Raw genomic sequence first — 17,984 nt, forward strand, 5'->3', positions numbered from 1 at the left:
GATGTGGCGATGCCGGGGCAACTCTTTAGCACCTGACAAAACGGGGCCCGCCCGACTATCCTATTGATCAGAGGGGGCGTACGCCCTGTATCCCGCTGTTGATAAGGAGAAATCTGTGGCCGCGAGCCGTCGAGCAAACCGCCTGATTGGTTACCTGACGATGGGATTATTGGTGCTCATCGCGCTGTACGTATTGGCGGGTTTCCTGTTGGTGCCCTGGTGGCTGGAGCGGGCGTTGCCCGATCAGCTGGCTGAGCGTATGGGCTGGCAGGTCGAGGTCAACGATGTTTCGTTCAACCCGCTCACTTTCACCGTTGGCGCAGAGGGGCTGTCGGCGCAGGACAGCGATGACGCCAAGGTGCTCAGTTTTGAGCGCCTGGCGCTGGATTTGAACCTGGTTCAGCTGGTCAGTGGCACGGTAGGCTTTGAAGCCATTGAGCTTCAGGAGCCGTTCGTTCGTCTGGACCTGCTGGAGGATTACAGCGTCAATTTTGTTCGGGACTGGCAGCGCAATAGTCCGGCCCCGGACCAGCCTGCCGACCCCGGCGAGACCGATGACGAGTCTGCCCTGCCCCGGCTCTACTTCGGCCAGATCAGCATCAATGGCGGTGAGCTGCTATTTCGCGATTTCAGCAAGGCGGAGCCGGCCGAGTTCCGGATCAGCCGCTGGACCTGAGTCTGAATGACCTCGCCAGCTGGCCCCGGGATGAGCAGGTCAGCAACGACAGCCTGCAAGCTGCCTTGGGTGATGAGACTATCGACTGGCAGGGCGACCTCAGCCTCGCCCCCTTTTACTCCAAAGGCTCGGTCAAGGTCAGTGGGATTGGGTTCAATACTCTGGAGCACTTCCTTGCACCCTATTTGCCTTACGATTTGCGTGGCGGCAAGGTCAGCCTGAGCTCCGATTACGAATTGCAGATCGGGCAGCGGTTCCTGCTAGTGACCCGCAATGGCAGGCTGTCAGTGGATGAGCTGGCCATCGCCATTGGTCAGGACAGTGAGGAAGCAGAATTGACCTCGGGCACCATCGGTATCGATGAGATCGGTTTTGACCTCGATGCCCTGGAGGCCGAAGTGGGCCAGGTTAGTCTGGATGGATTCGAAATTGCGGTGACCCGGGACCAGTCTGGCGCCATCGATTGGCTGGCGCCCTTCTCGAAGACCGCCGACGAGTCGGCATCGGAAACTGAGGCGTCAGAGTCCGGGGCGTCGGCATTCCGTTGGTCAGTAGCGGGAATCGCTCTGTCTGAGAGCCAGTTGCGGTGGCGGGACCGGCAACCGGAAACGCCGGTGGAACTGGTTTTGGAGCAGTTGTCGCTGTCGGTTGGGTCCCTGGATCACATGCTGAATGAACCGGTGAACTACCAGCCGACGCAACCCTGGCTAGCGGTGGCCGGCTCACAGTCGACGGTCAGCTGACACCAAAACCCTTCACCCTGGAAGCGGCGGTGTCCGGCTCTGAGATTGCGTTGACCGCCTTCGAGCCCTATCTCCAGGAGGGCGCCCACCTGAGCATTGCCGGTGGCACCCTGGGGCTGGATGGCAACCTGGACCTGGATGGCCAGCAGGAACCTTTAACGGGAACCTTTAGCGGCACCGCGGAAGTGGCCGGGCTGGCGGTTCAACTCCGCGACCAAGACAACCGACTGCTGTCCTGGCAAACCCTGCGCCTGGCACCGATTGAATACAACGTCGCTCCGGCCCGGCTAGAGATCGGCACGGTGACGCTGATCGGGCCACGGGTCAACGTGGTGAGCAACGCCAGCGGTGTCCACAACCTTGCTCAGGTGTTCCGTTCCGGCTCCGAGGGCGCCTCCGAAGAGCGGAGTGACGACGACCCCGGCTTCATTTTCAGGATTGAGCAACTGATGCTGGAGCAGGGCGAGATCGCCTACACCGATCGTTCCATTGAGCCGGTATTTACTACGCGCTTTGACCAGCTGTCCGGCAGCGTGACCGGTCTCAGCAACATTCCGCCGCAACAGGGTAAGGTCAAAATCAGGGGGCGTGTTGGCGAAGTGGCCAAGCTCGATTTTTCTGGCGATCTCGGTACCCTGGGTACCGACGACGTCAGCCAGATGGAGCTGGTCATGACCGAACTGTCGCTGCCAGAGCTGGGCCCCTATTTCGGCCGTTACATTGGCTATGAAGTGGACAGCGGTAAACTCAATCTTGATCTGAAGTATGAAGTTACCGGCACACGGCTGGATGGTACCAACCTCGTGGTGATGGACCGTCTCGAGCTGGGGGAGCCGGTGGCCAGCGCTGATGCTGTCGATGCCCCTGTGTCCCTGGGGCTGGCGCTACTCCGTGATCGGGATGGGGTTATCGAAGTTAACCTGCCGATCAGCGGCGACCTTTCCGATCCTCAGTTCAACATTGGCCGGGTGGTCATGCGCGCCTTTGTGAACGTGCTTGCGAAAGCGGCCTCGTCGCCGTTTGGCATGCTGGGGTCTATTGCCGATCTGGCCGGCTTCAACAGCAATGAGTTGGGGCAGGTCAGTTTCAAACCTGGCAGCACTGAACTGGCGGAGGGAGAACCGGCCAAGTTATCGGCCCTGTCCAGCGCCCTGCTGGACCGTCCAAATTTATTGCTGAGCGTTCGTGGTGGCGTGGCGCCCGAAGCCGATGGTCTGGCGCTGCTGCGCAAGGAGTTAACTGCGGGCGGCTCCAAATCGCTGTCGGAGGGGGATTGGCAAGCTGCCCGCCAGGCCTACCTGGCCGGCGAACGCACACTGCCGCCGGAGGCGCTGAACAATCTCGCCTCAGCCCGGGGCCGGGCGGTCAGGACCGTGTTGCTGGACACCCATGAAGTACCGGCGGACCAGCTGTTCATGCTCGATCCTTCGCGCCAGGCGTCTTTGGATGAAAATGGTGCGGTGACCGTGCAATTCAGCCTGGACGTGCGCTAGCGCCTCTTGAAGTTGGTCAGGAAGCCGGCGGGCAGTTGTAGCCCCCACTTCTCGACCATCATCCGGTAGGAACCATCGGCCACCAGCGGTGCTAACCTCTGCATCATGTCGCTGGCGCTGATCGGGCCGTGTTTGCGGGCAATAATCCGGAGTTCGTAGCGCTGATCGAGCCGGTCAGAAATCAATAGCTGGCGCCAGTCGTCCGGTTGCTCCGACAGGTGCCGCTGCAGGTAGGCCCGGCTGATGATCGCCACCTCCGCCACCGAGGGGCGGTCGGCCTTGATCAGCTTGAGGTTGCGGCTGTGGCTGTCAGAGAACTCGATTCTAAAGTTGTTCTGCAGGGTTTTGGTGTTGTTATCCAGGTCGCAAAACCATAGTGGTAGCCAGATATGCCGATCAATTGACGGTTGCGGATGTCTTCGAAGAAATCCAGGTCCCGGCCGGCTTTCTCAGGGCAATGTAGAAGTCTTCATCGGTCAGGATTGGGCGGCTTACGGTGATGTCCCGGTTGGTCCAGCCCCAGTTGGGGCTTTCGAAGAACATTACGTCGTACAGGCCGGCGTCGAAATCGAGGTGCCGGCGTTTGGGCGAGGTGTGAAAGATCTGAATGTCGATGTCGTCGTGGGCCGCTTCGAGCCCCTGGATCAGATCGGCCAGCAATCCCTGGGGCTGTCGGTCTTCGCTAACCTCTGCAACCGGTGGGAAATGGTAGGCGCCCACGGTAATCACGGTTTTTGCCTGTGCAGCCGTAATGCCGCCCAGCAAGAGTGCGGCAATGACCAGTGCCAGGGTTCGGTTTAGTCTGTGCGGGAGTGACATGCTTGACCCAAGTTATGTAGCAATTAAATACATAGTAAGATTAACACCGGGTATTACCTGGGCTGAACTTTTAAATTATAAAGTTATGCAAGATAGGAAAGCGCAACATGGTTCACGCTGCAAGCCACTTCTTTGCTTATATTTCACGCCTGCGTTGGATCAGGCGTTGGGGGTTGATGCGCAATGCCATTGAGGAAAACGTGGCTACCCACTCCTGGGAGGTGGCTACCCTCGCCCACGCCCTCGCGCTGATCCGCAACCGCCATTTTGGCGGCCAGGTCAATGCCGATCGGATCGCTACGGCCGCGCTCTACCACGACGCCACAGAAGTGATCACCGGTGATATGCCGACACCGGTCAAATATCACTCGAAAGTGATGCGTGAAGCGTTTGGTGACATAGAGCACAAAGCGGAAGGTGAGTTATTGGCGCTGTTACCGGAAGATTTGCGCGCCGATTTCGCGCCTTACGTACAAGAATCGAAGCTGCCAGCGGAAGATAGGGAGTTGATCAAGGCGGCCGACCGGTTGTCGGCATGGCTGAAATGCCAGGCGGAAATTCGCGCCGGCAACAGCGAGTTCGAGCCGGCGGCGAATCAGATCAAGGCCCGTCTCGATGAAGACGGGCTGCGGGAAGTGGCATATTTCATGGACGTATTCGCGCCCAGTTACGACAAGCCGCTGGATAACCTGCTGGAGTAATCGCTCCAGCAGGTGATTTCGAGCCTCAGGCGTCGGCGGCAGAACCGACCAGGCCACCGCGCAGGCCGTCACGGCGCAGGGATTGACGCACAGCGTCGTCCGGGCTGCCGGCCAGTTCCCGGAACATGCCCATGGAGCCCAGCAAGGCTGATGATTCGTAGGGCACGAACACCCGTTCTCCGTCCTTGGCCATGGTCGGCAGGGCCTTGATGTAGCTCTGGCCCAGCAAGTAGCCGATAACGGTCTGCTTGTTGTCTTCGGAATCGCCCATGGCGCTGAGGACCAGGCGGATGGATTCCTGCTCACCCTGGGCGCGCAGGATGGCTGACTCCTTGTCGCCCTGGGCGTTAAGGATGGCGGATTCCCGTTGGCCCTGGGCCATGGCGATGGCTGCCGACTTCTCACCCTCGGCCTCGGTGACCGTGGCGCGACGTTTACGCTCGGCCGCCATTTGCAGGCGCATGGCCTCTTCTACTTCCTCCGGCATGCTGATGTCCTGAACTTCCACCCGGGTCAGTTTCACACCCCACTTGGAGGCCGGTTCTTCCATCTCAGCCTGAATCGCGTTGTTTACCTCACTGCGGGATTCAAACAGCTTGTCCAGTTCCATCTTGCCGACCACGGAACGCAGGGTGGTCTTTGCCAGAACCTCAACCGCCTGGCTCATGTTAGCCACCTCGTACACAGCGCGGCGGGGGTCGATGATCTGGTAATACAGTGCGCCGTTGATCTTGACCGTGACGTTGTCGGTGGTGACCACCGGCTGGCCGGGGAAATCCATTACGGTTTCCCGGCGATCGATGCGGATTTCATCACTGGTGACCGGGTGGTAGTCCTCACCCATTCGCACGTAGCGGATCATGGTGATCGGGCGCGGCCGTTCGATGAACGGAATGATGATATTGACGCCACTTTCCAGAACCCGGTTGAACGATCCCAGACGTTCGATAACCATCACCTCCGACTGGCGAACGATCACCAGGCCCTTGGCAATGATAAAAATACCGATAACCACAAAAACCAGACTGAGTACCAGCCCCGGTGAAATGAACGACTCCATGTTTACTGCTCCGTGTGAGTGATGGTTTCGACGACGGCGGTGGTGCCGTCAAAGTGCTTGAAGAGAACCTGAGTGCCTTCCGGAAGTTCGGTGTTGCCGGTGCTTTCGACCCGCAGTCGATAGAAATCACCGTTCACCTTGATTCCGCTGGCATGGTCGAAGTCCCTGATCAGGGTGCGATAGCGCCGGCCGTGTTCGACGCCCGTGCCAGTGGTGCCATAGGCCACGCCTTTGGGCGAGAACCGCGGCCGAATCCAGCGAATGGCAACAGGCACCAGCACGCCGGAAAAAATACCCATGCCGACCAGCTGCCATTCAAACGGCAAACCGATGAAGGCCAGCACCGAGGTCAAAGCCGAGGCAATGCCCAGCGCCAACAACAGCAGAACGCCGGAGGTCAGCTCGGCCAAGCTGAGCGCCAGCGCCAGTATCAGCCAGAAATGTGTAAGACTCCATTCCATATACAGCTACCATAATCCAGTGGTGGTGGGCTGGCGGTACTCGCCGGCCGACGAAAATCGATTGTACCCAATTCCGGCAATGGCGTCCCAAGGTGGCCGCAGTGCCTGTTGGCGATGTCGACTGAGGCCATATTCAGCGCCCGGGCAACTGGTAAGGTATCAGTCTGTCTGAGCACTCACCAAGCTATCCGAATACTAACAAAAGGGGTCGTGTGACCATGAAGGATCTGACGAATAAGGTTGCAGTTGTTACTGGCGCCGGCTCCGGCATCGGGCGGGCGCTGGCCAATGCCCTGGCGGCCCGGGGCTGCCGGCTGGCGCTGTCGGACGTCAATGAGATCGGTCTGGCGGAGACCGTGGCCGGGCTGAAAGAAGTGGAAGTGCGAAGCTATCACTTGGACGTGTCGGACCGGGATGCCATCTACGCCCACGCCGACGCGGTGGCGGCCGATTTTGGTCAGGTCAACCTGGTAATCAACAACGCAGGGGTTGCGCTGTCGGCTTCTATCCGGGAAATGACCGACGAGGATTTCAAGTGGGTCATGGACATTGATTTCTGGGGCGTTGCCCATGGCACCCGCGCCTTCCTGCCGCACCTGATCGCCTCCGGTGATGGTCATGTGGTGAACGTCTCCAGCGTGTTCGGTCTGATCGGTGTGCCCAAGCAGAGTGCCTACAACTCTGCCAAGTTCGCGGTGCGCGGTTTTACCGAAGCCCTGCGCCAGGAAATGAAGCTGGAAGAGCAACCCGTCGCGGTCAGCTGCGTTCACCCCGGCGGTATCCGCACCAACATTGCCAATGCGGCGCGCATGGGCAAGTCCGAGAATGCTGCGGCCCAGCGCAAGGGCTTTGACAAGATGGCGATGACCACGCCGGAAAAAGCCGCGGCCACCATTGTTAAGGGCATCCTCAAAGATGAGTCCCGGATTTTGGTGGGACCGGACGCCTGGGGTATTGAAGCGATCAATCGGTTGCTGGGCGCTGCATACCAACCGTTGGTAGAACGGTTCTCTCGCAAGAATCTTTACCGCTGATCGCAGCTGATCAGGGGGCTTCAGGTGTGTAGGGCAGCTGTAAAGATCGTGAGCACGGTCTATACTTGCGGATCAGCCAGGGAAGACACTGCATGAAAACGCCGAACCACATGGATCTGGGGGCGACCCTCGAACAGAGTCGTTCAGGTCTCAGGGACAGCCATCGCCGGTCCCTGATGCGTCTGCTTTTTGCCGTCACCGGCGGGGCGTTGGTTGTGTTTGCTTGTCTGCAAATCCTCAACGGCTTCTGGTGGGTGGCGGCCGGGGAACTGGTGGCCAGTGCGTCGCTATTTTTCGGGGTATGGCGCCTGCAGGTTACCGATCTCCTGCAGCAGTGGATCTACGGTTACCTGGTCCTGCTGTTTTCGTTTTTCCTGATCATCATGGTGCTGCCTGAGGCCTCGGTTTCGGCCTTCGTCTGGATTTTGATGATTCCGGTTCTGGCGTATCTCCTATTAGGCAAGCACGAGGGCATGATTCTGTCGCTGCCATTCATGTTGGTGGGGGCTTTCATCTACTACCGCCATCTTGGCGATGTGGGCAGCGCCCGGGTCATGATTGATCTGCTCAACCTGCTGCTGTGCGCAGTCCTCATGTTGACCTTCATGCATGTCTACGAACAGCGCCGGGAAGAATCGGAACAGCGCCTGGTGGATATGGCCCAGACTGATGCCCTAACCGGCCTGGCCAATCGAAGCAGTTTCCAGAGTACGCTCAACAGGACCATTGCCGAGTGCGACCGTAGCGGTACCGAGTTTGCGCTGGTGATCATGGATATCGATCACTTCAAGTTGGTTAACGATACCCTCGGCCACGAGGCCGGGGACATGGTGCTGCAAAGTATCGGGCAACGTCTTACCGAGCGGCTGCGCGCCACCGATTCGGTAGGTCGCCTGGGCGGCGAGGAATTTGGTTTGATTCTTCGGGACGTGAAGTCTGGGGTTGCCTTCGAGCTGATTGATGAACTTCGACAGCGCATTGCCGACTGCCAATTGCCCTACGGTGAAGCTCGAATCCGGGTGACCGCCTCTTTCGGCATCGCCCAATGGCCGGAGCACGGACGGAGCGCAGAAGCGCTGTTTCGCATGGCGGATCGGGGTCTGTATACCGGCAAACGCGCCGGTCGTAATTGCGTGGCCCGGGCCGATGGCGCGAGGCTTACCCCGGCGCAAGGGATTTCCGCTGGCCGGGCGGGCTAAATCGGTTACTCTGGGGGCATTACCTAGACTCTGGAGGAATAGCCCCGGTTATGTGCGAACTGCTGGCGATGAGTGCCAACACCCCCACCGATCTCTGTTTCAGTTTTACCGGCCTGACCCGGCGCGGTGGCGATACCGGCCCCCACAAGGATGGTTGGGGCGTGGCGTTCTATGAGGGTAAAGGCGTGCGGGCGTTCCACGATGCCGATGCCAGTGCTAATTCGCGCCTGGCTGAAGTGGTGCAGACTCACCCGATCAAAAGTGAGGTGGCGATTTGTCATATCCGGCAGGCCAACGTCGGTGAAATTTGCTTGGCCAACACCCACCCCTTTATCCGGGAGCTGTGGGGGCGCTACTGGGTGTTTGCCCATAATGGTCAGCTCACCGGCTTCCGCCCGTCGCCCGGCTTCTACGAACCGGTCGGCGCTACCGACAGCGAAGCGCTGTTTTGTGACATCCTCAATCACCTGCGCCGGGACTGTGATCGTGACACCATGACTGAGGTCATCGTCGAGAATCTGGTGGCACTGGCACGGGACTATTCCCGCCAGGGGGTGTTCAACCTGCTGCTCAGCAACGGCGACTGGCTGTTTACTTATTGCAGCACCAAGATGGCCAGCATTACCAGGAGGGCGCCGTTTGGCCCGGCCCGTCTGAAAGATGCGGATGTCATTGTTGATTTCGAATCGGAAACGACGCCGGATGATGTGGTCAGCGTTGTTGTGACCGAGCCGCTCACTACGGATGAAGTTTGGGACGTATACCAGCCCGGGGAATGGCGGCTCTGGCGCCAGGGCGAAGTAATCATGACCGGAACGGCGGCCCCCTGAGGCCACCGCCGTAAATCACAAGCCGTGTTCCTGTCGGCTTATTGGAGGGTTCGCCGGTTGCCATCGCGGTACGCCGGCGCCGCGTATTGCTGAATCTCCGCCTTGAATTGGGCCACCAACTTACTGTTGTCTTTGTCCCAGGGATGGAATCCGGGTTTAAAGTATTCCAGCCAAGCCGGAATCAGACTGGAGAAGGAGCCGTTACGGCCCCACAGGCGCCAGAGACCCGTAGCCGTCCCTTTGATCGAAAAGTTGCGGCGATCGTTGAGCATCATGCGTCCGGTAAACCAGGTTGCGACTACGCCGAGAATGGCGGTGCTCACGGCCAGGTAGACGGTTCGTTCGGTGTAGGTGCCGCCGGCCTGCTGGAACACGTCGAAGGCCACGGCCTTGTGCTCGGTCTCTTCGATCGCGTGCCAGACCCACAGCGGGCGCATACTGTCGGCCATGTCGTCCCGTACGTCGTCCCGCTCCAGCAACATATCCGCCATCATTGCGGTGATGTGCTCGAGGGCGCAGGTAACAGCCAGTTGATGCCGTTTCGGCAGCAGCCGAACCGCATCCAGCAGTACCTTGAGATCCTCCTCCATGGCTTCAATTGGCATACCTTGGTCGCGCACGTGCTGGTTCATGGCAGTGTGTTCCAGAGAGTGCATGGCTTCTTGGCCAATAAAGCCGCGTACTTCTTCCTTCAATTTTGGGTCGTTCAGGATGCCGCGGAATGCGCGCACTGAATCCACGAAGAATTGCTCGCCCTGTGGGAACAGCACCGACAGCGCATTCATGGTGTGGCTCACCAGATAGTTTTCGCCCATCCAGTATTGAGGCACCTGAGCCCCGAATTCAAAGCCCATGCGCTGTGGTTTGATGCTGACATTGTCCGGAGTATTGGATGCCCGGGGGCTGGTCACAGGTGGTGTTTCGTGTGTTTTTGAGCTCAGCATGGATGACTCCTTACCTTGGCTGATGTCCTGTAACCAGTCTGTGAGAGTCAACAATTTGAAGGAATGCGCGAACGGGACGACGACCGTTCAGATTGGGCCAGGGCCGAACCATGATTGACTGTGCTGACGCTCAACCCTCTTCCTCGCCCCACTGTGGTGCTGATGGGCTTTTGCTAGAGTCCGGAGAGTGTCGTTGTGAACTCCCTTTAAGGACCCTTGTATGGCAACAACAGGCGCGGACAACGAGCGGCGAATGCTGGGGCTGTTCCTGGTACCCGGGGTTTACATGCGGGTTCTGGCCGAGACCGTTCGACAGCTCGGCTATAATGATCGCAGACTTTACGAGGGCCTGGCGTTCGGCCCCGAGGATCTAAAATCGAACGACAGCCGGGTTTTTGTCACTGACGCCATGATCATGGCCCAGCGCGCTGTGGATCTGGCGGGCAAGGATGGCCTCAGCTTTGCCCTGGCCCGGGCACTGCGGCTCACTATCCACGGCACCCTGGGGTTTGCCGCGCTTACTAGTCCTACCTTTGAAGGTGCGCTCAATTCGGTGCACCGCTACCTGCAATTGCGCGCCCCGTTTCTCAGCATGAAGCAGTCCCTGAAGGACGACCGCGTACTGGTGCAGCTGTGCACCGAGTTCGAGGTGCCCGAGCTCGATCCTTTTTTGTCTGAGACAGTCAGTGCCACGCTGATCCTTCTGACCGAGCAGTTGCTGGACCGGGGCGATGCCGAACGCCGGGGTTTTGCCCTGGACGCGGGCAAATTGCCCGGGGTTAGCGTGTGCCTCCGCAGCCCGGAGCCTGCCTATTATCGCCGATTTGCCAGCCAGCTGCCGGTGCAGTTCCATTACGGCCAGCCGGAAGTCATGCTGGTGTTCCCCAGGGGCCTGCTGGATGTGCGCATGCGACTGGCTGATGCGGAAGCATCGGATATGGCGCGGGATCAGTGTGAATTCGAGCTGCAAAAAGCGCTGAAAGAACAGGGCGACATCACCCTGGCCATCCGCAACATGTTGCGCATGATGCCTGGCCCACTGCCGTCTCTGGAGGATATGGCCGAACGCTTCTGCGTGTCTTCCCGAACTCTGAAACGGCGCCTTGCCGAGAAAGACACTCACTACCGGGAGATTGTGGAATCGGTGCTGAAGGATCGCGCCATTCAGCTGTTGCGTTACACCAGCCAGTCGGTCAGCGAGATTGCCTATGAGTTGGGCTACGCCGATCTGTCGAATTTCAGCCGGGCGTTTCGTAAGTGGACGGGTAAGTCGGCGAGTGAGTTTCGCGAGGGTGGGCCGGATCCGGCGCCTGAATTGGGACCTTGAGGTTGGGTTCCTGCGACCCCACGCCCTGCTGGCTCCAAAGAGGGCCGTCCATGGGGTTTTTCGTTTTTATTCTTTGTATTCATTGACCATGCCCCCATTGTCTGTCGGACGGGGGTTAGATTATTTTCCCGCCAGGAAAAAGATGTCTGAGCGCAGCGAGTTGTTTTTCCCAAGGGAAAAATGATCTGACCCGCGGCCAGCCACCAATCCATCAAGGCTGGGTCACCAACCCAAACCACAAGGAACACCATGGAAGCCCGAACAGACACCCACAGCAAACTCTTTGGCTACCTGCTCTGGATCTTCGGATTCTTGGGCTCTCACCGTTTCTACTACGGCAAGCCAATCACCGGCACCATCTGGTTTTTCACCCTGGGGCTGCTGTTCATTGGTTGGATCATTGATCTGTTCCTGATCCCGGCCATGGACCGGGAAGCGGACCTGAAGTTCCGGGAAGGCGAGGTCAGCTACAATATCGGCTGGCTGCTGCTGACCTTCACCGGGGTCTTCGGTTTGCACCGGATGTACCAGGGCAAGTGGATCACCGGCATTATCTACCTGCTCACCGGCGGCCTGTTCCTGTTGGGCGTGCTGTACGATTTCTGGACCCTCAACGACCAGATCTCCGAGCGTAATAAGGAACGACGGTTCGGCTGATCACCGAGCTGCCGCCTGTTCCAGCTCGGTCAAGCCCTCCTCCAGATAGTCCAGCATGCGCTGGAGGCTGGGCAGCGTTCGCCGGCAGCCGATGAGACCAAACTCGACCTGGTCGTTGTAGCTGGTCAGTGTCATGTTCAGGGCCAGCCTATCCATGGCAATGGAAACCGGGTACATGCCTTCCAGCTTGGCGCCGTTCCAGTAACTGGTCTCCTTGGGGCCGGGCACGTTGGAGATCACCACGTTGTAGGTCTGCCATTTCGGGGCCAGGCCGGTGAGCAGGTGAAAAGCCGCAGGCGAGAGCATCATCGCCGTGTAGTTGATGATCTCCTCGGATGACATGTGGGCGTAGCGGTCTTTCGCGGCGCGAATACCCTCGTGAATCTTGGTCAGGCGCTCCACTGGATCGGGTTCATCGGTATGCAGGTTGGCCAGAATAACGCCGACCTGGTTGCCCTCCGCACTGTCATCCTTACGCAGCGACACCGGCACCATGGCGATCAATGGCTTCTCTGGCAGTGCATCCTGATTCATCAGATAGGTTCGCAGGGCATTGGCACACATGGCTGTGACCACGTCGTTGACGGTGGTGCCGAAGGCCTGGCAAATGCCTCGGATCCGCGCGAGGGAATAAGATTGCGCGGCAAAGCGGCGGGAACCGGTAATCTTCTCGTTCAGCACACAGCGTGGGGCATGGAAGATGGAATCGTAGGCCGGATCCTTGCGGGCCTCGTTCACCGTCCGCAGCAGCTCCCGGGTCACCTTGGGCAGCGTGCCCAGTTGTTTGCCCGATGCCCCCAGTATCTGGCCGATGGTCTGCCAGAGCGAGGGCTGACTATCATCCGTTTTCCTGCCACGGCGCCGGGGCAGCGCCCAGATCGGCGGCATATTGCGCTGAGACGGATCGGTGGACAGCATGCGCTGGAACATGCGCATGGCGGAAACCCCATCCACCAGGGAATGGTGAATCTTGCTGTACAGCGCGAACTGACGGTTGCCCAACCCTTCGATTAAATGAAACTCCCACAGCGGCCGTTCCCGATCCATAAGGTGAGAGTGCTCGGCCGAGACAAACCTGAGTAATTCCCGGACTCCGCCTGGTGTGGGCAAGGCGTCAAAGCGAAAATGATGCTCCAGATCCAGGTGGTCATCGTGAACCCACACCGGCTGGGCCAGACGGCTATCCAGCCGTCGGTCAAACGGCGAGGTTACCTGGGTTTGCTGGCGCAGTTGTTCGGCCAGCTGGGCGACATAGTCATCGGGCGCATCCTCCGGAAAGGAAAACAGCTGCAAGCCGCCTACGTGCATGGGTTGCTGGCGTTTTTCGAGCCACAGGAACAACTGGTCGGTGGGGCTGAGTGACTTCACAAAGGCATCCTTGTTCTTGGTGTTTGCCTTGATCTTACACGAGAAAACCGCCTCGCGAAGTCACTGCCCTGTTTATCCTCAAAGCCTGATCAGCCGCCTCGGTCTCTGATTGCTTGACCGGAACCTCAAGCCGAATCTCATTGCCGTCCAGTAACACTGGGTAGGTTTGAACAGATACTGAATCGTCCTCCAGGCACTGGCCGGTCACCAGATTGAAATGCTGTTTGTACAACGGCGAAGCCACTACCGGCTGCCCCTTCAGATCGCCAGTCAGCCCCCGGGCCAGTACATTGGCGCCGCTGAACGGATCGGTGTGACTGATGGCAAACAACGCCGGCAGCCGATGCGGCAGGTAAAACACCGCTACTGGTCCGTCTTTTGTCCACACTGCAATGCCCGATTCCGGCACCAGATCCTCAACCGTACACACTGCTTCCCAAATAGTTCGAGCTTTCATGGTTGTTCTCCCTAATTCTTGTGCTTTCTATCTTCAAAAGTTCACTGAGTGGGGGGTATGGGGATGCTTTTCTGTCAGGGAAAAAGATGTCTGAGCGAAGCGAGTTGTTTTTCCCAGAAGAAAAGCATCCCCGTGCCCCTCGCTCCACCCCGAGGTCAGCAGGCTAGGCCGACTCAAGCACCGGCCGCCGCTGATCCCGCTCTGTCGTCCACTGCTGCACCGGATCCTTCTTCTCCGGCGCATTAACAAACTCCCGGAACCGCTTACGCTTCTCCGGATCCTCCACCGCCGTCTTCCACTCACACTGGTAAGTGCCAACAATGCCATCCATGTGCTCCTCCAGTTCCGCACAGATCCCCAGGCTGTCCTCCAGCACCACCTGCTTCAGGTACTCCAGGCCACCTTCCAGATTCTCCATCCAGACACTGGTGCGCTGCAGCCGGTCGGCGGTACGCACATAGAGCATCACCACCCGATCGATGGTGCGAATCAGTTCCTCGTCCGACAGGTCGGTGGCAAACAGATCGGCGTGGCGCGGACGCATGCCGCCATTGCCACAGACATACAGGTTCCAGCCATTTTCGGTGGCAATCACCCCGAAGTCCTTGCTCTGGGCCTCGGCGCACTCGCGGGTGCAGCCGGAGACCGCCATCTTCACCTTGTGCGGTGCCCGCAGGCCCTTGTAGCGGTCTTCCAGACGAATCGCCATGCCCACACTGTCCTGCACGCCGTAACGGCACCAGGTGCTGCCAACGCAGGATTTCACCGTACGCAGAGACTTGCCGTAAGCGTGACCGGTCTCGAAGCCGGCGGCGATCAGCTTTTCCCAGATCTCCGGCAACTCACTCAGGGTGGCGCCAAACAGGTCGACCCGCTGACCGCCGGTGATCTTGGTGTACAGGTTGTATTGCTTGGCCACCTCGCCCAGCACAATCAGCTTGTCCGGAGTGATCTCGCCACCGGGAATGCGCGGCACAATGGAATAGGTGCCGTTCTTCTGCATGTTGGCCATGAAGGTGTCGTTGGTGTCCTGCAGCGGCACATGGTCGGTGGCCAGGATGTGTTCGTTCCAGCAGCTGGCCAGAATCGAGCCCACCGCCGGTTTGCAGATGTCGCAGCCGTGACCCCGGCCGTGTTGCCGGATCAGGGTGGAGAAGGTGCGAATGCCGTTCACCTTGACCAGGTGGAACAGCTCCTGGCGGCTATACGGAAAGTGTTCGCACAGATCCTTGCTGACCTCCACACCGCGTTTTTCCAGTTCGCTGTCGACCACGTTTTTCAGCAGTGCGGTGCAGCCGCCACAGCCGGTGCTGGCCTTGGTTTCGGCCTTGACGCTACTGAGATCGCCGCAGCCGGCATCAATGGCGCCACAGATGTCGCCCTTGGTGACGTTGTGGCAGGAGCAGATTGATGCCGTTTCCGGCAGAGCATCCGGGCCCAGGGCCGGGGCGCCGCCCTGGCTCTCCGGCAGGATCAGGGTCTCCGGGTTGTCTGGCAGGGCAATGCCGTTGAGGGCATATTGCAGCAGGGTGTCGTAGTGGCTGTTGTCGCCTACCAGGATGGCACCGAGCAGTTTCTTGCCATCCTCGCTGATGACCATGCGGCGGTAATGGCCGATTTGTTCGTCGTTGAAACGGATGTTGCGGGCGCCCGGGGTCTGACCGTGGGCATCGCCGATGGAGCCGACATCCACACCCAGCAGTTTCAATTTGGTGCTCATGTCAGCACCGGTGAACGCGGCCTCCTGATCGCCGTTGAGCACCGACGCAGGGTGCGGGCCATGGTGTAGCCGGGGGCGACCAGGCCGAAAATGCGCTGATCCCAGAGCGCGCACTCGCCGATGGCGTGGATGTGCGGGTCCGAGGTGGTGCACTGATCGTTCACCACGATACCGCCGCGTTCGCCCACCTCAAGGCCGCTGCTGCGGGCCAGGGCATCCTGGGGACGGATACCGGCGGAGAACACGATCAGGTCGGTTTCCAGGTGGCTGTCATCGCTGAAGTTCATACGCAAGCGAGCTTCTTCACCGGCGACAATGGCAGTGGTGGCCTTTTCGGTGTGCACCTGCACACCCAGCTCCTCGATCTTGTGGCGCAGCAGTGCACCGCCATCGATGTCCAGCTGTACCGGCATCAACCGGGGCGCAAACTCCACCACGTGCGCTTGCAGGCCCAGACTCTTGAGCGCATTGGCCGCTTCAAGACCAAGCAGGCCGCCGCCCACCACCACGCCGGACTTGCCAGCCTGGGCGCTGGCACGGATAGCGTCCAGGTCTTCCAGGGTGCGGTAAACGAAGCAGTGCGGGTGCTCTTTTCCTTCAATGGGGGGCACGAACGGGTAGGAGCCGGTGGCCAGCACCAGCTCATCGTAGTTGTAATCGCCCTTGGGGGTGGTCACCGTGCGCTGGTCGCGATCCAGACCCGTGACTGGCTCGTTCAGCAGCAGTTGGATGCCCTGATCGGTGTACCAGTCTGCGGTGCCCATGGCGAGATCGGCGTGGGTGGAACCGGCAAAGTATTCCGACAGATGTACTCGGTCATAGGCCAGTTGTTTCTCTTCGCCAAAGACCAGGATGTCGTAGTCTGCGGCGGCAGGACTGGCGACCAGCTGTTCAAGGAAGTGGTGGCCAACCATGCCATTGCCAACGACGATCAGGGTTTTCTTGCTCATGGTGATGTCCTCTCTCCTGGCAGCGGCTCAGGCCGCCGCCTCACAAAATGATTTGCCAAAGGGCAGTTGGGCGCGGATGCCGGTAATGTCGGTGTGGTCGGTGATCAGCTCCTGGTACCAGGGGCCCTGGCTGGTGTTGCCAATCAGCACCACACCGATCAGGCGGTTGTCGCGGACCAGTAGATGGCTGTAACTGCCGGTGTCGAAATCCCGGAAGATCAGTGATTCGGTGGCCCCGTCCGGAGCCTGCTGACCGCAGGAAAACACCGGCACGTCGCTGATCTTGAGCCGGGTGGCGATGACCGAAGGGGCCCAGCCGGCAGCACCGGTGTCGTCGGCAAGCACCCGGGCGAGTATTCGGGCCTGCTGGTAGCCGGGCTCCACCAGGCCAAAGGTTTCGTTGTTCAGTTCGCAGCACTCGCCCAGGGCGTAGATGTCAGGGTCGCTGGTGCGAAGCTGAGGGCTCACCCGGATGCCCCGGCCGCAGTCCAGGCCTGCGGCCTCGGCCAGTTCGCGGTTCGGCACAATGCCGGTGGCAATGACTACCAGGTCGGTGCTGATCAGGGTCTGGTCACTCAGTTGCACGGCCCTTACCCGGTCCCGGCCCAGCAGCTGAAGCGGTGCGGTGCCGGTGAGGATGTTCAGGCCCTTGCGCTCCAGTGCCTCGGCCAACAGTTGGCCGCCCACGGTATCCAACTGCCGATTCAACAGGTGTTTGCTACGGTGCAGCACGGTGACGGCCACGCCCCGACTGTGCAGGCCGGCGGCCGCCTCCAGGCCGAGAAATCCGCCACCGACCACGACCGCGCGTTGCCGGGTTTCGCTCTGCTCGATCAAGGTTCGGGTGTCGTTGATGTCCCGGAAGTAGCGGACACCATCCAGGTCTTCACCCGGCAGCCCCAGTTGCCCGGGCCGGGAGCCGGTAGCCAGTACCAGGGTGTCGTAATGCTGGCTGCGACCGGTCAGGGTGGTCACCGTGCGTTCCTGGCGGTTGATGGCACGGACCGGTTCGCCGTGATGCACCTGGATGCCGCGGTTGGCGAACCAGTCATCGGGCTTCAGAGTCAGGCTGTCTTCATCGGCATCACCGCTTAAAAGCGCTGAAAGCTGGATGCGGTTGTAAGCCGGCCGGCTCTCACCGTTGAAGACAATAATGCTCTGGTAGGGCACTGGCGCCTGGGCCATCAGCTCCTCCAGGAAGCGCTGCGCCACCATGCCGTGGCCGCAAACCACCAAGGTGCGTTGCTTGTTTCCACTGATAATTTTGGTCATGGCCGCGCCTTCATTTCCCGAACCGTTTTCTGAACCCATAAAAAAAGCCGGAGCATCTCGTCCCCAGGGGGAATCGATGGTCCGGCGCCAATGCCAACAACAATGATCTGATGGTCCGGCCGAATCCTTGGCCGGGACGTTCATCCTTGACAAACACTTTGCGATCTTCGTGCCAGTTTTTTAAAGCCATTAAAATCAGGTGGATACGATTTTCAGGTAGTGGTGAAGGCGGTTCTGTATGAGATTTTCTGCCCTGTGCTGGGGCGTTTTGCA

General features: G+C 59.6%; 15 protein-coding genes and 2 pseudogenes. 8 read left to right on the forward strand and 9 right to left on the reverse strand.

Annotation, left to right across the window (positions count from 1 at the left end; translation table 11 throughout):
* The first annotated feature begins 160 nt into the window (after positions 1 to 160).
* Positions 161 to 1,419, forward strand: a pseudogene (locus AU14_RS24050) (DUF748 domain-containing protein).
* Positions 1,416 to 2,912, forward strand: a complete 1,497-nt coding sequence (locus AU14_RS23745; protein ID WP_456237746.1) for a DUF748 domain-containing protein — start codon at positions 1,416 to 1,418, stop codon at positions 2,910 to 2,912. The pseudogene AU14_RS24050 and the gene AU14_RS23745 overlap by 4 nt, the downstream one beginning before the upstream one ends.
* Here the strand turns inward: AU14_RS23745 and AU14_RS21020 are convergent.
* Together AU14_RS21020 and AU14_RS21025 are read right to left on the reverse strand one after the other, a co-directional pair.
* Positions 2,909 to 3,166 carry a hypothetical protein gene (locus AU14_RS21020; protein ID WP_236744512.1) on the reverse strand — a complete coding sequence of 86 codons (258 nt, stop codon included), beginning with the start codon at positions 3,164 to 3,166 and terminating at the stop codon, positions 2,909 to 2,911. The genes AU14_RS23745 and AU14_RS21020 overlap by 4 nt on opposite strands.
* Positions 3,167 to 3,308: 142 nt before the next feature.
* The gene (locus AU14_RS21025; RefSeq protein ID WP_236744513.1) at positions 3,309 to 3,731 is read right to left on the reverse strand and encodes a hypothetical protein; all 423 of its coding nucleotides are present in this window, start codon (positions 3,729 to 3,731) and stop codon (positions 3,309 to 3,311) included.
* A 107-nt stretch (positions 3,732 to 3,838) separates the two neighbouring features.
* Between AU14_RS21025 and yfbR the strand changes: the two genes are divergently transcribed.
* The gene (yfbR, locus tag AU14_RS07170) at positions 3,839 to 4,432 is read left to right on the forward strand and encodes a 5'-deoxynucleotidase (RefSeq protein ID WP_041339910.1); all 594 of its coding nucleotides are present in this window, start codon (positions 3,839 to 3,841) and stop codon (positions 4,430 to 4,432) included.
* Between the two features lie 25 nt (positions 4,433 to 4,457).
* Here yfbR and AU14_RS07175 read toward each other — a convergent pair whose 3' ends face one another.
* Positions 4,458 to 5,492, reverse strand: a complete 1,035-nt coding sequence (locus tag AU14_RS07175; protein ID WP_041339913.1) for an SPFH domain-containing protein — start codon at positions 5,490 to 5,492, stop codon at positions 4,458 to 4,460.
* Between the two features lie 2 nt (positions 5,493 to 5,494).
* Entirely contained in the window at positions 5,495 to 5,953 is a 459-nt protein-coding gene (locus AU14_RS07180) for an NfeD family protein (protein WP_041339915.1), read from the reverse strand.
* Positions 5,954 to 6,171: 218 nt separating this feature from the next.
* Between AU14_RS07180 and AU14_RS07185 the strand changes: the two genes are divergently transcribed.
* From AU14_RS07185 to AU14_RS07195, 3 genes are all read left to right on the forward strand, one after another.
* Complete coding sequence (locus AU14_RS07185; protein WP_041339918.1) at positions 6,172 to 6,987, forward strand: SDR family NAD(P)-dependent oxidoreductase; 816 nt, start codon at positions 6,172 to 6,174, stop codon at positions 6,985 to 6,987.
* A 92-nt stretch (positions 6,988 to 7,079) separates the two neighbouring features.
* Positions 7,080 to 8,186: a GGDEF domain-containing protein gene (locus AU14_RS07190; RefSeq protein WP_041339921.1), complete on the forward strand. Its 1,107-nt coding sequence runs from the start codon at positions 7,080 to 7,082 to the stop codon at positions 8,184 to 8,186.
* A gap of 50 nt (positions 8,187 to 8,236) precedes the next feature.
* Complete coding sequence (locus AU14_RS07195; RefSeq protein ID WP_041339924.1) at positions 8,237 to 9,016, forward strand: class II glutamine amidotransferase; 780 nt, start codon at positions 8,237 to 8,239, stop codon at positions 9,014 to 9,016.
* Positions 9,017 to 9,054: 38 nt separating this feature from the next.
* Here AU14_RS07195 and AU14_RS07200 read toward each other — a convergent pair whose 3' ends face one another.
* On the reverse strand, positions 9,055 to 9,960 hold the full coding sequence (locus AU14_RS07200) for a metal-dependent hydrolase (protein ID WP_041339926.1): 906 nt from the start codon (positions 9,958 to 9,960) through the stop codon (positions 9,055 to 9,057).
* A 220-nt stretch (positions 9,961 to 10,180) separates the two neighbouring features.
* Between AU14_RS07200 and AU14_RS07205 the strand changes: the two genes are divergently transcribed.
* The gene (locus AU14_RS07205) at positions 10,181 to 11,287 is read left to right on the forward strand and encodes a helix-turn-helix domain-containing protein (RefSeq protein WP_041339928.1); all 1,107 of its coding nucleotides are present in this window, start codon (positions 10,181 to 10,183) and stop codon (positions 11,285 to 11,287) included.
* Positions 11,288 to 11,536: 249 nt separating this feature from the next.
* On the forward strand, positions 11,537 to 11,944 hold the full coding sequence (locus AU14_RS07210) for an NINE protein (RefSeq protein ID WP_041339930.1): 408 nt from the start codon (positions 11,537 to 11,539) through the stop codon (positions 11,942 to 11,944).
* Here AU14_RS07210 and AU14_RS07215 read toward each other — a convergent pair whose 3' ends face one another.
* The 4 genes and pseudogenes from AU14_RS07215 to AU14_RS07230 form a co-directional block, all read right to left on the reverse strand.
* The gene (locus tag AU14_RS07215; RefSeq protein WP_041339933.1) at positions 11,945 to 13,312 is read right to left on the reverse strand and encodes a WS/DGAT/MGAT family O-acyltransferase; all 1,368 of its coding nucleotides are present in this window, start codon (positions 13,310 to 13,312) and stop codon (positions 11,945 to 11,947) included.
* 34 nt (positions 13,313 to 13,346) lie between these two features.
* Complete coding sequence (gene nirD, locus AU14_RS07220; RefSeq protein ID WP_052471993.1) at positions 13,347 to 13,769, reverse strand: nitrite reductase small subunit NirD; 423 nt, start codon at positions 13,767 to 13,769, stop codon at positions 13,347 to 13,349.
* Positions 13,770 to 13,932: 163 nt separating this feature from the next.
* A pseudogene (nirB, locus tag AU14_RS07225) lies at positions 13,933 to 16,439 on the reverse strand (nitrite reductase large subunit NirB).
* Positions 16,440 to 16,466: 27 nt separating this feature from the next.
* Positions 16,467 to 17,711 carry an NAD(P)/FAD-dependent oxidoreductase gene (locus tag AU14_RS07230; protein WP_052472142.1) on the reverse strand — a complete coding sequence of 415 codons (1,245 nt, stop codon included), beginning with the start codon at positions 17,709 to 17,711 and terminating at the stop codon, positions 16,467 to 16,469.
* Positions 17,712 to 17,984: the final 273 nt, after the last annotated feature.

The organism is Marinobacter similis (genome assembly GCF_000830985.1).
Classification (GTDB): Bacteria; Pseudomonadota; Gammaproteobacteria; order Pseudomonadales; family Oleiphilaceae; genus Marinobacter; species Marinobacter similis.

Excerpts from the sequence above, each read along its gene's own strand:
- AU14_RS21025 (WP_236744513.1), bottom strand. The coding sequence starts at position 3,731 with ATGTCACTCCCGCACAGACTAAACCGAACCCTGGCACTGGTCATTGCC.
- yfbR (WP_041339910.1), top strand. The coding sequence starts at position 3,839 with ATGGTTCACGCTGCAAGCCACTTCTTTGCTTATATTTCACGCCTGCGT.
- AU14_RS07175 (WP_041339913.1), bottom strand. The coding sequence starts at position 5,492 with ATGGAGTCGTTCATTTCACCGGGGCTGGTACTCAGTCTGGTTTTTGTG.
- AU14_RS07180 (WP_041339915.1), bottom strand. The coding sequence starts at position 5,953 with ATGGAATGGAGTCTTACACATTTCTGGCTGATACTGGCGCTGGCGCTC.
- AU14_RS07185 (WP_041339918.1), top strand. The coding sequence starts at position 6,172 with ATGAAGGATCTGACGAATAAGGTTGCAGTTGTTACTGGCGCCGGCTCC.
- AU14_RS07190 (WP_041339921.1), top strand. The coding sequence starts at position 7,080 with ATGAAAACGCCGAACCACATGGATCTGGGGGCGACCCTCGAACAGAGT.
- AU14_RS07195 (WP_041339924.1), top strand. The coding sequence starts at position 8,237 with ATGTGCGAACTGCTGGCGATGAGTGCCAACACCCCCACCGATCTCTGT.
- AU14_RS07200 (WP_041339926.1), bottom strand. The coding sequence starts at position 9,960 with ATGCTGAGCTCAAAAACACACGAAACACCACCTGTGACCAGCCCCCGG.
- AU14_RS07205 (WP_041339928.1), top strand. The coding sequence starts at position 10,181 with ATGGCAACAACAGGCGCGGACAACGAGCGGCGAATGCTGGGGCTGTTC.
- AU14_RS07210 (WP_041339930.1), top strand. The coding sequence starts at position 11,537 with ATGGAAGCCCGAACAGACACCCACAGCAAACTCTTTGGCTACCTGCTC.
- nirD (WP_052471993.1), bottom strand. The coding sequence starts at position 13,769 with ATGAAAGCTCGAACTATTTGGGAAGCAGTGTGTACGGTTGAGGATCTG.
- AU14_RS07230 (WP_052472142.1), bottom strand. The coding sequence starts at position 17,711 with ATGACCAAAATTATCAGTGGAAACAAGCAACGCACCTTGGTGGTTTGC.